At 34.2% G+C, this 16,114-nt stretch carries 10 protein-coding genes and 1 other RNA gene; 6 read left to right on the top strand and 5 right to left on the bottom strand.

Going from position 1 to position 16,114, the window contains the following annotated elements:
• The coding region (locus ACILQF_RS03885) for a TonB-dependent receptor domain-containing protein (protein ID WP_395626100.1) at positions 1-2,974 on the bottom strand (2,974 nt) is incomplete at its 3' end.
• Positions 2,975-3,194: 220 nt separating this feature from the next.
• Here ACILQF_RS03885 and lpdA point away from each other — a divergent pair.
• Complete coding sequence (lpdA, locus tag ACILQF_RS03880) at positions 3,195-4,583, top strand: dihydrolipoyl dehydrogenase (RefSeq protein WP_395626099.1); 1,389 nt, start codon at positions 3,195-3,197, stop codon at positions 4,581-4,583.
• A 9-nt stretch (positions 4,584-4,592) separates the two neighbouring features.
• Positions 4,593-5,435 carry an MBL fold metallo-hydrolase gene (locus tag ACILQF_RS03875; RefSeq protein ID WP_395626098.1) on the top strand — a complete coding sequence of 281 codons (843 nt, stop codon included), beginning with the start codon at positions 4,593-4,595 and terminating at the stop codon, positions 5,433-5,435.
• A 69-nt stretch (positions 5,436-5,504) separates the two neighbouring features.
• On the opposite strand, the gene ACILQF_RS03870 is transcribed toward ACILQF_RS03875, so the two are convergent.
• The gene (locus tag ACILQF_RS03870) at positions 5,505-6,488 is read right to left on the bottom strand and encodes a potassium channel beta subunit family protein (RefSeq protein ID WP_395626097.1); all 984 of its coding nucleotides are present in this window, start codon (positions 6,486-6,488) and stop codon (positions 5,505-5,507) included.
• A 166-nt stretch (positions 6,489-6,654) separates the two neighbouring features.
• Between ACILQF_RS03870 and smc the strand changes: the two genes are divergently transcribed.
• From smc to ACILQF_RS03850, 4 genes are all read left to right on the top strand, one after another.
• Complete coding sequence (smc, locus tag ACILQF_RS03865) at positions 6,655-10,212, top strand: chromosome segregation protein SMC (RefSeq protein WP_395626096.1); 3,558 nt, start codon at positions 6,655-6,657, stop codon at positions 10,210-10,212.
• A gap of 38 nt (positions 10,213-10,250) precedes the next feature.
• Positions 10,251-11,165 (top strand): M20/M25/M40 family metallo-hydrolase, encoded by a 915-nt coding sequence (locus tag ACILQF_RS03860; RefSeq protein WP_395626095.1) that lies wholly within the window; start codon positions 10,251-10,253, stop codon positions 11,163-11,165.
• 20 nt (positions 11,166-11,185) lie between these two features.
• An RNA gene (gene rnpB, locus ACILQF_RS03855) (RNase P RNA component class A) lies at positions 11,186-11,569 on the top strand.
• Between the two features lie 92 nt (positions 11,570-11,661).
• On the top strand, positions 11,662-13,041 hold the full coding sequence (locus tag ACILQF_RS03850) for a sigma-54-dependent transcriptional regulator (protein ID WP_395626094.1): 1,380 nt from the start codon (positions 11,662-11,664) through the stop codon (positions 13,039-13,041).
• A gap of 27 nt (positions 13,042-13,068) precedes the next feature.
• Here the strand turns inward: ACILQF_RS03850 and ACILQF_RS03845 are convergent, their stop codons facing one another.
• The 3 genes from ACILQF_RS03845 to ACILQF_RS03835 form a co-directional block, all read right to left on the bottom strand.
• A complete protein-coding gene (locus ACILQF_RS03845) occupies positions 13,069-14,475 on the bottom strand; it encodes an NAD(P)(+) transhydrogenase (Re/Si-specific) subunit beta (RefSeq protein WP_395626093.1) in 1,407 nt (468 codons plus the stop codon).
• Positions 14,476-14,523: 48 nt separating this feature from the next.
• The gene (locus ACILQF_RS03840; protein ID WP_395626092.1) at positions 14,524-14,832 is read right to left on the bottom strand and encodes an NAD(P) transhydrogenase subunit alpha; all 309 of its coding nucleotides are present in this window, start codon (positions 14,830-14,832) and stop codon (positions 14,524-14,526) included.
• Between the two features lie 76 nt (positions 14,833-14,908).
• On the bottom strand, positions 14,909-16,030 hold the full coding sequence (locus ACILQF_RS03835) for an NAD(P) transhydrogenase subunit alpha (protein ID WP_395626091.1): 1,122 nt from the start codon (positions 16,028-16,030) through the stop codon (positions 14,909-14,911).
• Between the last annotated feature and the right edge of the window lie 84 nt (positions 16,031-16,114).

The raw sequence follows: 16,114 nt of genomic DNA, 5'->3' as shown, positions 1-16,114 counted from the left end.
ATGGTTGCTTAGCACCACTACGCTCAGCATATTTTCCTTTATTCTTCTTCAAATAATCATCTTGTTCAATGTAGGCGAAGAATAAATCATTTTGTTGTTGTGCTGTGTAAGCCACATTGCTTGTTCCAGAAGAAGCAGGACGAGCAGCAAATGTAATCTCAGAAGCATCTTTCGGAATGTACATCAAATCATTGGTTTGTCCATCACGATTGAAATCTGTAGAATAAGTGTAAGTAAATCTTCCTTGATGTGAAGCTTCGAAGAACATAGATACCGAAGTAGCAAGATTCTTAATATACTCTTTACGGTAATTTAAAGATGCAATCACACGATGAGGAACATTAAAGTTTGAATAACTTAAACCTGGATTATTACCTGTATTTGCAGTTTGAGTTAAAGACCAAGTATTAAATAATTGGTCACCATTTCCATCATAAAGAGATCTTTGCTCGCTTCTAGTGTAAGAAATTTGAGCAGACAAACCTTTATTGAAAGATTTATTTAAAGTTGCAGTAAGGAACCAAGAATAACCTTCATTTGAATTATCCAATACAACCGGATTAAATGCGCCTGTTGCTGTTGCACTTGGTAGTCCATTGGATAATTTATTAATAAACTTATCTACATTGGCATTAGGGTACATCGGACGGTTATCAGGATATCCAGCTACATTTAAAGCTTTTGGATCAACCAAGTTGATATTAAATCCTTTTGCAATATTTAAGTCTTTATTGTATATACCTTCTAGTGTACCTACAACACCCCATGGCAATTTTGCATCAACAGCTAAACTACTTTTCCAAGTTTGTGGGAATCTGAAATTAGGATCCATTGCACTAATTGTAGCAGGAATTGAGGTACCAGCAGTTGGAGGAGTTGCAGGCAAGTACTTTCTCACATCAGTACTGAATGGACCAGGAGTATTAGCAGTACCATTCCAGTTTTGTGTAAACTGAATTAGACCAGCATCACCAGATTGAGATACAATCCAAACAAAAGGAACTTTTGTAGTGAATACGCCTGTACCACCTCTAACTTGTAAAGAGCGATCACCGTTAACATCATAATTAAAACCTAATCTTGGAGAGATCATAATTCTTTCCTTTGGCAATACACCTGTATCTAATTTTCTACCTTGAGAGAAAGTTAAAGGTGTTAGCAAAGGATGAGTTTTAATCTCTGGAACATCAGGATAGGTTGGCAATTCAAAACGAAGACCAGCTGTAATATTCAATTTCTCGCCTACACGGAAATTATCTTGAAGGTAAGCTGAGTACTGTTGAAACTGGAATGTTGGAAATGCTTGAGCATAACCTGGAGATAATGAATACGTGATTGCATAATCGTTTGGTTTAGCACCACTAACAAAATCAGCCCATGAATTGAAGCGGTAAGCACCAGTACCAAAACGTTGGAAACCATTTTTGGTTGTACTAAAATCCATTTGAGCACCTAATGTAAGTTCATGATTTCCAAGATTCATTGTAAAATTATCTGTGAAACTATAAGTCTTTACATCTCTTAAGTTACCATAAGTAAAGGGCTCATAACCAAAAGTTGTAAATGCCGTACCATCTTTCATAATATCAACTAAAGGAAATACATCACTTTCTGATCCTCTTGGATCATTTTGATGAGTATAACTTCCTCTAAGTGTATTAGAAAACTTAGATCCAAAACTTGAAGTTAATTCCGCTGCTAATGAATACTGGTTAGCTTGTTGAGTGTAGTTTGAATTACTAAAGTGTAAATGACCAGGATTACCACGACCACCATTATTAGGAAAGTTAAAACCAGTTCCACTTGTAGAACTACTAATAAAAAAAGGAGAACTACTTTCTACTTGGTTATAACGGATATTAAATCTGTGATCTTTATTAATGTTCCAGTCTAAACGAGCAAGAAATTTATAGTTATTGCTCTTATTGGAATAACCTTGGTAATTACCAGGATTATAACCATAAGTGTTGATTAAATAGTTTTTGATCATATCTAATTCGCTACCTAATGGGCGAGCAACGTTAGGATTTGAACCAAAAGGAGCACCTGCGGTAGCTGCTACCCTATTTTGTCCTGGTCTAACCTCATCAGAACGATCAATATTCGCAAAGAAGAATAATTTATTTTTAACAATTGGACCACCTAAACTTAATGCAAATTGAGTAACGTCAAGAGGTAATAAAGTGATTTTGTTACCAGCAACTTTATTTCCTTGCTGACCTTCATTTCGCATACTAAAAAATGCATTTCCGAAGAATTCATTTCTTCCTGAGCGAGTTACTGCATTTATAGAACTACCCACAAATCCAGACATTCTCACATCGTAAGGGGCTACACTAACAGAAACTTCTTCAATTGCATCAATAGAAATTGGTGAACCACCTGCAGGTAAGTTACTACCAATACCAAACTGATTGTTAAAATCAGAACCATCCACGGTAAAGTTGTTTTGACGATAGTTACCACCACCAATTGAAGCACCGTTTGCCTGTGGAGTAAATTTAGTAAGATCGTTAACACTTCTACTGATTGTTGGAACATTTTGAATTTGTTCACGACCAATATTGGTTGTAGCACCAGTTCTGTTGGCATTAAGTACCGAATTTGGATCTTGCGCAGTAATCACAACTTCTTGAAGTTGATTACCAGATTCTTTAAGTGTAATTGTAATTAAATAAGGCTCACCTAATTTAAGCATAACGTTACTGAAAGATTCCGATTGGTATCCTACGTATGTTACTTGAATTAAATAAGGACCACCAACACGCATGTTGGGGATGTTAAACCTTCCATCAACGCCAGAAGATGAACCATAAACGGTCCCCGTTGGCTGATGTGTAGCCTTAATTGTTGCACCAATAAGCGATTCTTTTGAATCACGAATAGTACCCGATAAACTACTTGTAGTAACCTGTGCTGAAGCATCAAACACGAAGGATAACACTACAAGCGTTAAGAGTAGAATTTTCTTCATAAAATGGGTTTTAAATGATTGGTTTTTTTTAATCGCAGCAAATATACAGAGTCTTTGTGAAATTGAGCAATATCAATGTTAAGTTATTATTAATTCTATCCAATAGTTTTCGACATTTTCATCTTTTCAACATTTAATATTAAGACTAGACAAAAACTTTCAAGCCCTTGAGTATTTTGTTAGATTTGTATGGATTTTAAATTGTATACAAATATTATATATGAATTACGACATCATTATTATCGGAAGTGGACCAGGTGGTTACGTAGCTGCTATCCGTGCTGCACAATTAGGTTTAAAAGTTGCCATTGTTGAGCGGGAATCTTTAGGTGGAATTTGTTTAAATTGGGGTTGTATACCAACAAAAGCCTTGTTAAAAAGCGCCAATGTTTTCGAATATATCACACATGCGGCAGATTATGGAATCAAAGTTCAAGGATCTGAAGTAGATTTCAGTGCAATCATAAAAAGAAGTCGCGGTGTTGCCGATGGAATGAGTAAAGGAGTTCAATTCCTGATGAAAAAGAATAAAATCGAAGTCATCATGGGCACCGGAAAAATAAAAAAAGGTGGTAAAGTTGAGGTACTTGGTGCAGATGGGTCTACCAAAGAATATACTGCTAAAAACACTATTTTAGCCACTGGTGGTCGTTCACGCGAATTACCAAATTTAAAACAAGATGGTAAAAAAGTAATTGGCTATCGTCAAGCAATGGTTTTAGCTGAACAGCCTAAATCCATGGTTGTTGTAGGTTCAGGTGCAATTGGAGTAGAATTTGCTTATTTCTATAATACGCTTGGCACGAAAGTGACTATTGTAGAGTATTTAGACAATATCGTTCCAGTTGAAGATGAAGATATTTCAAAACAATTGTTGAGAAGTTTCAAAAAATCTGGAATAAACATCATGACAGGTACCAATGTGGAGTCGGTAGATACAAGTGGAAAAACATGTAAAGTGCATGTAAAAACTGCAGTTGGAACCGAAGTTATTGAGTGTGATGTTGTACTTTCTGCAGTTGGATATAGTCCTAATTTAGAAAATTTAGGTTTAGAAGAAGTTGGAATCCTTATTGACAAAGGTCGCGTTCAAGTTGATGACTTTTACAAAACAAATATAGAAGGTATCTATGCAATTGGTGATATCGTTAAAGGCCAAGCCTTAGCGCACGTTGCTTCTGCCGAAGGAATAATTTGTGTTGAAAAAATCGCTGGACACCATCCTGAGCCTTTAAATTATAATAACATTCCTGGATGTACATATTGTTCTCCAGAAATTGCTTCAGTTGGTTATACTGAAAAAGCAGCAAAGGAAGCTGGTTATGAAATCAAAGTTGGTAAATTCCCATTCTCTGCATCAGGAAAGGCAAGTGCTGCAGGAGCTAAAGATGGTTTTGTGAAAGTGATTTTCGATGCTAAATATGGTGAATTCCTTGGTGCACACATGATTGGAACGAATGTAACTGAAATGATTGCTGAAGTGGTTGTAGCCAGAAAATTAGAGACTACTGGAATGGATATCGTGAAAACGGTACACCCCCACCCTACAATGAGTGAGGCAATTATGGAAGCTGCGGCAGATGCCTATGGTGAAGTAATTCATCTATAAATAATTGAAATGAAGTTATTTACGATCGAAACTGGGTTTTTTAAGTTGGATGGTGGCGCTATGTTTGGTGTTGTACCAAAATCCATATGGCAAAAAACTAATCCAGCAGATGAATTAAATCTTTGTACTTGGGCAATGCGTTGCCTTTTAGTACAAGAAGGCGATCGTTTAATATTAATAGATAATGGCATAGGTAATAAGCAAGACGAACGTTTTTTAAAGCATTATTATTTACATGGTGATGATAGTCTTGAAAAATCTTTATCAAAGTATGGGTTTTCAAAAGATGATATTACTGATGTTTTTTTAACTCATTTACATTTCGACCATTGCGGTGGATCTATTGACAAACTGGAGGATGGAAGTTTAGTCCCGGCCTTTAAAAATGCGACCTACTGGAGCAATTCTAATCACTGGGAATGGGCAATTGAACCAAACGATCGTGAAAAGGCCTCTTTCTTGAAGGAAAATTTATTACCCATCCAAGAAAGTGGAAGATTAAAGTTCATTGATTGCATTGACGGTATAGATTTTACCGAAAACATTAAGATAAGATTTGCATTTGGGCATACGGAGTCCATGATGCTCCCACAGATTTCTTATGAAGGCAAAACAATTTTATACATGGCCGACATGCTTCCTTCCATCGGACATATTCCTTTGCCCTATGTAATGGCTTACGATATGTTTCCGCTTAAAACACTAACTGAAAAGAAGAAGTTTCTCGAAGAAGCAGTAAAAAATGATTACATCCTCTTTTTGGAGCATGATCCTATAAACGAATGCTGCACTCTTCAAGAAACAGAAAAAGGTATTAGGGTTAAAGATACTTTTAAGTTAAGTCAATTCTAATAATCATTCAACAATAAAAGCAATCCGATTTGGATTGCTTTTATTGTATAGTTGATAAAGTATTAAAATTTAAACTATTATATTCTCTGGTTTAGTCCCAGTAATCACATCAATCTCATCCATTATCTCTGAAGTTAATAATGGTAAAACTTCCATAGCTGTTAAATTTTCTTTTAACTGACTCACCTTAGTAGCTCCCAAAATAACAGTACTCACATTTGGATTTTTTAGACACCAAGCAATTGCCAGTTTTGCAAGTGTAGTGTTTAATTTATCGGCCAGCACCTTTAATAATTTAACCTTTTTGATATTATCTTCAACTAATAACCTGTTTTTAAGCCATTCAAGACTCTCTATACTAAAACGGGTATCTTTTGGGTCAGCATCGTTATATTTGCCAGAAAGTAAGCCAGAAGCTAGAGGACTCCATATTGTGGTACCCATGCCAAAATCTCTAAATAATAATAAAAACTCATTCTCGATTTTTTCACGCCAAAGCATATTATATTGTGGCTGCTCCATAACAGGTGGTACCAAATGGTTTTTTTCAGCAAAATAATGGGCTTGCATAATTTCTAATGCACTCCACTCGGAAGTGCCCCAATAAAGAGCCTTACCCGATTGTATCAATTGGTGCATAGCCCAAACAGTCTCTTCAATTGGTGTTTCTTTATCCGGACGATGACAATATATTAAATCTAAATAGTCGAGTTGTAAACGTTTCAATGCATTATGCGTACCTTCAAAAATATGCTTTTTAGAGAGTCCAATCATATTTGGTTTCTTTTCTTCTGCACCAAAAAATATTTTACTTGAAACAATATAAGAACTACGGTCCCAGTTTTTCTTTTTGAGGATTTTGCCCATAACAAGCTCAGACTTGCCACCTGCATAACCTTCTGCGTTATCAAAGAAGTTAACACCACCTTCATAAGCCACATCCATTAACTCTTCTGCAACTTTATCTTCAATCTGATTACCAAAAGTTAACCAACTTCCAAGAGAAAGTGCACTAACCTTTAAGCCAGATTTTCCTAATCGTCTGTATTCCATAATATTATAATTAAACCATGTAAAAATATTTTCTTCCCTAAAATAACAAATTGCTAAACAAAAAAAGATTTATCAATTGTAGGACTAAAAAAAGTGGCAGAGCTCTGTAATATTTCCTAAATTGAAGGCCTAATTAATTTTAAATTCGCCCAGCGAAAATATTAAAATGCAACTTACCCAATTAGAAATTAAGGGCTTTAAAAGTTTTGGCGATAAAATAACGCTAAACTTTAATGAAGGAGTTACTGCAATTGTTGGACCAAATGGTTGCGGGAAGTCGAATGTGGTTGACGCCATTCGCTGGGTTTTAGGCGAACAAAGTACAAGAATGTTGCGTTCAGAGAAGATGGAAAACATCATTTTTAATGGTACAAAAACACGCAGACCATCAAATTTAGCTGAAGTATCTTTAACCTTCAACAATACAAAAAACATACTACCAACAGATTTCACAAAAGTTACCATAACTAGAAAACTGTATCGCTCAGGAGAAAGTGAATATAGATTAAACGATGTTAATTGTCGTTTAAAGGATATTACAGACCTTTTTCTTGATACAGGAATTGGCTCAGACTCCTACTCGATCATTGAACTAAAAATGATAGATGAAATTATTGCCAATAAAGACAATTCTAGACGGGCATTGTTTGAAGAGGCTTCAGGAATTTCCAAATATAAGTTGCGAAAAAAACAAACATTTAATAAATTAAAGGATACAGAAGTCGATCTCAGCCGAGTAGAGGATTTGCTTTTTGAGATTGAGAAAAACTTAAAAACGTTAGAAAATCAAGCCAAAAAAGCTGAACGTTATTTCAAATTAAAAGAACAATACAGAAATTTAAGCATTACGCTCGCCTCTTTTAGTATCATTAGTTTCAGAGAATCTCTTTCAAGGCTTGAAAACAAGGAACAAGAGCATTACATAGGGTTTTCAGGAATTAGTACAGCTTTAATCCAATTGGAAGCTTTACTTCAAGAGCAGAAATTAAATAATTTAAATTTAGAAAAAAATCTTTCTGTTCAACAAAAAGCCAGTAATGATTTTATTACTAAGATCAGAAACTACGAAAGTGATAAAAAGTTAAAAAATGAGCAAATCCGTTTTCTTGAAGAAAAAAAAGCTCGTTTAAGTGATGAATTAGAAAAAGATAAAAATCAGTTAAATCATGTCTTTTACAACCAGAAACGATTAAAAGAGGAACATTTTCAGGAAAGTGAGCTTCTTCAAAAGCTTCAAATTTCTTTGGGATCCCAAGAAATAGAAATAAATAAGGTTAGAGAAAAACAACTGAGATCGAAATTAGAATTAGATTCCTTAGCTAAGGAAAATAATGAATTTCAAAATGATGTTTATAAACTTGAAAAGGAATTAGCTATTATAAATATTCAGAAAGATGCACTTTTCCAAGAAGTAAACCGTAACATGGAAGATGCTAATTCTAAAGAAACTGAGCTCAATGAATTTAATAAAATAATTGATCAAATAGGACGAGACTTAGATAGCAAACAAAAAGAATTTGATACAAAAAAGGAGCTAGAAGACGAACTTAATCAACAGATTGAGCATCACACTGTAAAATTAAAGGAATTAAAAGAAACTTTAACCAAGGAAAGCAGAAAACTAGACTCAAAGCAAAATGAATACAATTTAACTAAATCAATGGTTGATAATCTGGAAGGATTTCCAGAGTCAATTCGTTTCCTGAAGAAAAATGCGATTTGGGCCAAACAAGCTCCCCTATTTTCAGATATTTTATTCTGTCGCGAGGAATATCGAATTGCAATTGAAAATTTCCTAGAACCTGTAATGAACCATTATGTTGTTGAAACTCAATCGGAAGCTATTCAGGCAATTCAATTATTGAATGATTCATCTAGAGGACGGGCAAACTTTTTCATTTTAGATGGCATAAATATAAAGGCCCAATCATATACTAAAGATTTAGGGTCTGAGAATTTAATTCCAGCGCTTGATATTATTGATACCGATTCTAAATATCGTCCTCTGTGTGAAATTCTTTTAAACAATGTATATCTCCTCGAATCTGGTGATGATCAAGGAATCAAATCTGCTTTGCCAGATGAACAGTTTGTGATTCTCAGTAAATCTGGAATGTTCTCAAAAAACAGAATCGGAATGTCTGGTGGTTCTGTTGGATTATTTGAGGGAAAAAGAATTGGGCGAGCTAAAAATCTTGAAAAGCTTTCCAAAGAAATAATCAAAACAGAAACGCTCTTAACAAGATTAAACGTTGAAATTGAATTTGAGGAAGAAACACTTAAATACCTCAGCAATACATCTCAAAGGGATATAATAAATCTATTACAAATTGAAATTAACAAATTAAGTAATGAGTTTACCTCTGTAAAAACAAAACAGGAACAATATCTCGCATTTATTGAAAATAGCATCAATAGAAAGCAAGATATTGAACAAAAAATTAATGGTCTTAGTAATGAATTACTTACTAAAGAACCCTTTTTAGCGGAATTAAGAGTTAAAAAAAGCGAAAAAGAATTTCAATTATTACAATACCAACATAACTATAATGAATTTGCGGAGGTATTAACAAGTAAATCAGGATTATTTAATCAAGAAAATATTCGTTTCCACCAACAACAAAACAAGGTTTCTGGAATTGAAAAAGATCTGGAGTACAGAGAGAGTCAACAAAAATCATTTGAATCCAAAATAGAATTTAACAATCTAGAACTTGAAAAAACCCAATTAAGCATTAAAGAATCCTTTCAACATGCTGATCATTCGGATGAAGATCTAATTGCCATGTATGCTCAAAAGGAAGAATTTGAAATTGCTTTAAGAGAATCCGAACAAGAGTTTTATGCTTCTCGAGGAAAAATTAATGAGTCTGAAGAAAACATTAGTAATCTTCGTAAAAATAAAGAACATGCTGATTTAATCAACAATGAGTTAAAAGAGCAAAAAACACTCATAAAAATTGAATTAAACGCCTTGAAAGAACGTTTATCAGTTGAGTTTTCACTCGATATAAGTGAACTTCTAGATGAAGAGATAAGTGAAGGCCAAGCAACTGATAGTGAACAAGACTTACGTGTTAAAACCGAGCGATTAAAAAAACAACTTGAAGAATATGGAGCTATTAATCCGATGGCTTTGGAAGCTTATCAAGAGATGAATGAGCGTTATACATTTATTCAATCACAGAAAAAAGATCTTTCAGAAGCAAAATCGTCTCTTTTACAAACAATCAAAGAAATTGATGAAACTGCAAAGGAAAAGTTCATGGAAGCATTTATTAACGTTAGAACTCATTTTATTGAAGTTTTCCGATCTTTGTTTAATCATGAAGATAGTTGTGACTTAATCTTGGCTGATCCTAAAAACCCCTTAGAATCAGAAATCGATATTATTGCAAGGCCAAAAGGGAAAAGACCCTTATCAATTAATCAGCTATCTGGAGGAGAAAAAACATTAACAGCTACCGCGATATTGTTTTCACTATATTTATTAAAGCCTGCCCCATTCTGTATTTTCGATGAGGTTGATGCGCCACTTGATGATACCAATATCGATAAGTTCAATAATATCATTCGTGAATTCTCTGATCGTTCACAATTCATTATTGTATCACATAATAAACGTACTATTGCGAGTACGGATATTATTTATGGTGTTACTATGGCCGAACAAGGGGTTTCGAGACTAGTAGCAGTAGATATGCGTGATTTGAGTAAAAATTAACAATCAAAAATTAATAAACTTGGTTTAATAAAATTTATATGAAAAAAATCCTCTTACTTATTGCCTTATTTATCGGTATTGAATCTAAGGCACAAATGGTTAATCAAGCTAAATTATTAAGTGACCTGGAGATTTTAGCATCCGAAAAATATGAAGGTAGGAAAACAGGAACAAGTGGAAATATTGCTGCTGCTGATTATATTATTGAGCGGTTTAAAGGCATTGGACTTAGTTCAATTAATGAAAATTACAAGCATAACTTTAGTTTTAAAAATCGTAAATCTGAAGAATTAAAGGGCACCAATTTAATTTCTTATATAAAGGGTAAAACTGATAATATCATTGTTATTTCGGCGCATTATGATCATGTTGGCATCAATAATTCAAAAATATTTTATGGTGCTGACGACAATGCATCAGGTGTTGCAGCATTATTACACATTGCTGAATATTACAAAAATAAAAAGCCAGAAAATACATTATATTTTGTTGCTTTTGATGCGGAGGAAATGGGCTTACAAGGTGCTTATGCCTTTTTGAGAGACCCAAAAACTGATAAAAAATCAATTAAATTAAACGTGAATATGGATATGGTTTCTCATAATGATAAATCAGAACTCTATGCAGTAGGAACCTATCAAACACCTATTTTGAAGGAAATAATTAAAGATGCTGATAAAAATACAGGTATAAATATCCTTTTCGGACACGATATTCCTGGTTCTGGCAAGGATGATTGGACAATGCAGAGTGATCAAGGACCTTTTGCAAAAGAAAGTATACCTTTTATTTATTTCGGTGTTGAAGACCATAAAGATTATCATCAAGCCAGTGATACATTTGAAAATATCAATCCTGATTTTTTCAATTCGGCCGCAAATGCCATATTAAAAAGTATAATTAATCTCGATAAGGGTCTGCAAAAGATAAAAGCAAATAGCCCAAAACCTTAAAACAAAATTCATATCTTTGAATTGCAAGCCGTTCTATCGCCGTGATGAAAATCAAGGAGGAAAGTCCGGGCAACATAGAGCATTCTGCTTCCTAACAGGAAGGCATCATGAAAATGGTGACGGAAAGTGCCACAGAAAATATACTTCCCGCTTAGGCAGGTAAAGGTGAAAATGTGAGGTAAGAGCTCACGGTAGCGCATGGTGACATACGTTGCGGTAAACCCCAGGAGTTGAAAGACCAAATAGGTTCCGAAAGCAAAGCTGCTCGCTTTCTTATGCTGCAAAACAGCATTATTCGGAATGGGTAGGTCGTTAGAGCATGTTAGCAATTTCATGACTAGATAAATGATAGAATTTCCGATAATTTGGAAAAACAGAACCCGGCTTATAGGCTTGCATTTTTTTAAAATCAACCACCCTTAATCTACAATTACTACAATTAAATATTTTAATTGCAGTAATATTTATTTAAATTAAGATGATATAAAACACATATATGGCAAAAATTTTAATCATAGATGATGAAAGATCAATACGTAATACTTTACGTGAAATTTTAGAATATGAACAATATCAAGTAGATGATATTGATAATGGACTTGATGCCTTGGCTCTTATCACTAAACACGATTATGATCTGATACTTTGCGATATAAAAATGAATAAAATGGATGGAATGGAGGTTCTTACTGAAGGCCTAAAAATTCATCCTGATTTGCCATTTGTCATGATTTCAGGACATGGAACTGTTGAAACCGCCATCGAAGCAAGTAAAAAAGGAGCTTATGATTTTATAACAAAACCACCTGATCTTAATAGACTTCTCCTAACAGTTAGGAATGCCCTAGAACGTAAAAACTTAGTAAAAGAAACCAAAGTATTAAAACGTAAGGCAAGTCGGACTCGTGAGATTCTTGGCAGTTCCCCTGCCATCCAAAAAATAAAAGACACCATTGAACGAGTTGCCCCTACTGATGCTCGAGTACTAATTACCGGAGCAAATGGAAGTGGAAAAGAATTGGTGGCACGTTGGCTCCATGAAAAATCAAAACGTTCAGATTCTGTTCTTATAGAAGTTAATTGTGCAGCTATTCCTTCTGAGTTAATTGAAAGTGAATTGTTTGGACATGAAAAAGGTTCCTTTACATCTGCGATCAAGCAGAGAATTGGAAAGTTTGAACAAGCAAATGGCGGTACATTATTTCTAGATGAAATTGGGGATATGAGTCTTTCAGCTCAAGCTAAAGTTTTACGTGCCCTTCAAGAAAATAAAGTCACACGCGTGGGTGGCGAAAAAGAAATCGATGTAGATGTCCGCGTAATTGCAGCAACAAATAAAGATCTTCAGAAAGAAATTGAAGCTGGAAATTTCAGGATGGATCTTTTTCATCGTCTTAGTGTGATCTTAATTCATGTTCCACAACTTACAGAGCGTAAAGAAGATATTCCTTTGATAGCCCAAAGTTTTTGTACAGAAATTTGCAATGATTATGGTATGCCTATTAAAGAAATTACGAAGCAGGCTATGGAAGCGTTAAAAACCATGGAGTGGTCTGGCAATATTAGAGAGCTTAGGAATATGATCGAGCGTCTCATTATTTTAAGCGATAAAGTGATAACAGATAAAGATGTTACCTCATTCGCTAATCCTAATTCCATGACGTCTTTGGCAGCCATAACTAAAAGCAATCATACATCAAATTTTGATCGATTCGCTAATTTTCAGGAGTACAAAGACTTTGTGGAATGCGATTTTATTAAATATAAATTGGAGAAAAATAATTGGAATGTATCCAAAACAGCTGATGCTATAGACATACAGAGAAGCCATTTGTACAGCAAAATTGAAAAATTCGGACTAAAACGCGAAGAATAAAATATTCAAAGTTCAAAATCAATAAGCTTATAATGTCTTAATTTCTGCAACTAGTTTTTGTAGTACGTCTTTGGCATCTCCAAATAACATAGATGATTTTGGTTGAAAAAATAATTCATTCTCTATCCCTGCATATCCTGGATTCATACTTCGTTTATTGATAATTACCAATTTAGATAATTCAACATCTAATACAGGCATACCATAGATTGGTGATGCTGGATCTGTTTTGGCTGCAGGATTAACCACATCATTGGCACCTAAAACCAACACAACGTCTGTTTGTGGGAATTCTTCATTTGCTTGCTCCATTTCTAATAAACTTGCATAATCTACGTCGGCTTCTGCGAGCAATACATTCATGTGACCAGGCATTCTACCAGCAACTGGATGTATAGCATATTTCACTTCTACACCCTTATCGCTAAGTAGTTTTTCAAGTTCGTGACAAACATGTTGTGCTTGAGCTACGGCCAATCCATATCCAGGTACAATCATTACCTTTTTAGCATAAGCCATAACAACTGCAGAATCACTGATACTAATCTCTTTGTAAGCACCTTGATCTTTTGAAGCAGCACTCGACTTAGAACCACCAAATGAACCTATCAATACATTACTTAAAGGCCTATTCATAGCCTTGCACATCAATATAGTTAGAATAGTACCCGCAGAACCTACCAAAATACCTCCCGTAAGCATCACCGGATTATTATATAAAAATCCACCAAATGCAGCTGCAACACCAGTAAATGAGTTTAATAATGAAATAACAACCGGCATGTCAGCGCCACCTATTGGTAAAACAAAAAATAAACCATAAATCACTGATAGAGCAAATACGATATAGAATAAAAGTTGAATTTGTATATCCCCCGACAAAATTGAATAGGCTGAAATACATATGATTATACCAAAAATCAGTAAATTCATAATGTGCTGACCTTTAAACGAGAAGTCTTTAATTCTTCCATTTAATTTGGCCCAAGCCACCATACTACCTGCAAAAGAAATAGTACCAATTATTAATCCCGCAAAAATGATTAATAAAATACCGGAATCTGCAGCAATACCATTTTTAACTAGCGAATAAATATGATCAAATTCTAAAATGGATATTAATGCGGCACATGCACCCCCCATACCATTAAATAAACTGACCATTTCTGGCATGGCTGTCATTTTTACTCTTTTTGCAGCCAATGTTCCAAGTATAGATCCAATAATTAAAGCAGCAAAAATCCAAGAATAGTTATGAAGTTTAACACCCTCTTCTTCATAAAGAAAAATGGTGCCAAAAATAGATATAGCCATTCCACCTGCTGCAATTAGGTTTCCTCTTCTTGCGCTTTCCGGGTGACTCAACATCTTTAATCCGATAATAAATGTTATCGATCCGATTAAGTAACAAATGACAAGTATATTTAATTCCATGTAATATTTTTTATAAAGATTTCTTATTAATCGGGTTAATTTATGACCCTATTTTTTCTTTTTAAACATTTCCAACATTCTATCAGTTACAACAAAGCCACCAACAACATTTAGTGTTCCTAATATAACAGCCAAGAAACCCAAGATTAACGCAATTAGATTGTCGCTAGAAACTTTACCCATTACAATAATAGCCCCAATAATAACAACCCCATGTATTGCATTCGCACCACTCATTAAAGGGGTATGTAAAACGCTTGGAACTCTTCCTATGACTTCAATACCAAGAAACACACTCAAAAGCACAATGTATATCATATCCTGATGAAGTGCTAGCCAATTAAACATAATTTCCATACTTGATAATTTTTTATTTCTAATTTATATAAGCTACTATTACAAAAATCAAACTTAACATCTATTTAAAAATAAATTAAATAAGTTCTTTCACTCGATTATTACAAACCTCACCTTGATGAGTGATGCAAGTTCCTTTAACTAAATCATCCTCAAAATTAAGATTTAACGTACCATCAGCAGCAATAATCAATTGCAAAAAATTTAAAATATTTTTACCATAAAGTTTACTCGAATCAGATGGCATGGTAGATGGCAAATTTGAATGGCCAATAATGGTTACATTTTTATAAGTTATAGTTTCTCGATCTTTCGTTTGCGAAGTATTACCTCCTGTTGAAGAGGCTAAATCAATTATTAAAGAACCTATCTTCATATTGTCCAAAATATGATCTGGTAATAAAATCGGCGCTTTTTTACCTGGAATTTGGGCAGTAGTAATAATCACATCAGCCTTTGAGGCAACTTCAGCAATTCTTTCTCTTTGTTTTTGTAAATATTCCTCAGTTTGAACAACCGCATAACCTCCAGCATTGGATGCATCTTGAGCACCTTCAACCTCAATAAATTTGGCACCCAAACTCATTACCTCTTCTTTAACTGCAGGCCTTGTATCAAATACCTCCACAACGGCTCCTAGTCGCTTGGCTGTTGCAATAGCTTGTAATCCAGCAACACCAGCTCCTAAAATCATCACTTTTGCAGGGGCGATACTTCCTGCTGCCGTCATAAACATTGGAAAATATTTAGGTAGTTGCATAGCAGCCAATAATACAGCTTTATAACCAGCAATATTGGCTTGCGAGCTCAAAATATCCATACTCTGCGCTCTGGTAGTGCGAGGGAGCATATCCATGCTAAAAGTTGTTAAACCTTTATCAGCCCATTCTTTCATTGATAAAAAAGCTCCCAAGGGATTATAAACACCTAAAACAACAGCATCTTTTTTAACATTTTTTAAATCTTCACTTGTTAATGGGTTAATACTTAAAAGAATATCTGAGAGCTTTAAAATTTCTTCTCTTGTTTTTAATTCAGCACCTTGTTCGCTATATAAATTATCAGGTGCAAAAGCAAGAATTCCACAGTCATGTTCCGCTAAAACCAGAATATTTTGTTTAGTAAGCACTTTTATGTGTTCTGGAATTAAAGAAACTCTTGTTTCTATTGATGGTTCGCGTAAGATTCCAATAATCATTGAATTAGCTATTAATGAGTAATTTTTACAAAATAGTTAAAAATATTAAAAATAAAAACACAAAAAAAAGAATGAAACGAAAAA

The organism is Daejeonella sp. (assembly GCF_044232565.1).
In the GTDB taxonomy this organism is placed as follows: Bacteria; Bacteroidota; Bacteroidia; order Sphingobacteriales; family Sphingobacteriaceae; genus Daejeonella.
The sequence above is the reverse complement of the archived record's forward strand: the minus strand, read 5'-3'. Positions and strand labels throughout refer to the sequence as shown.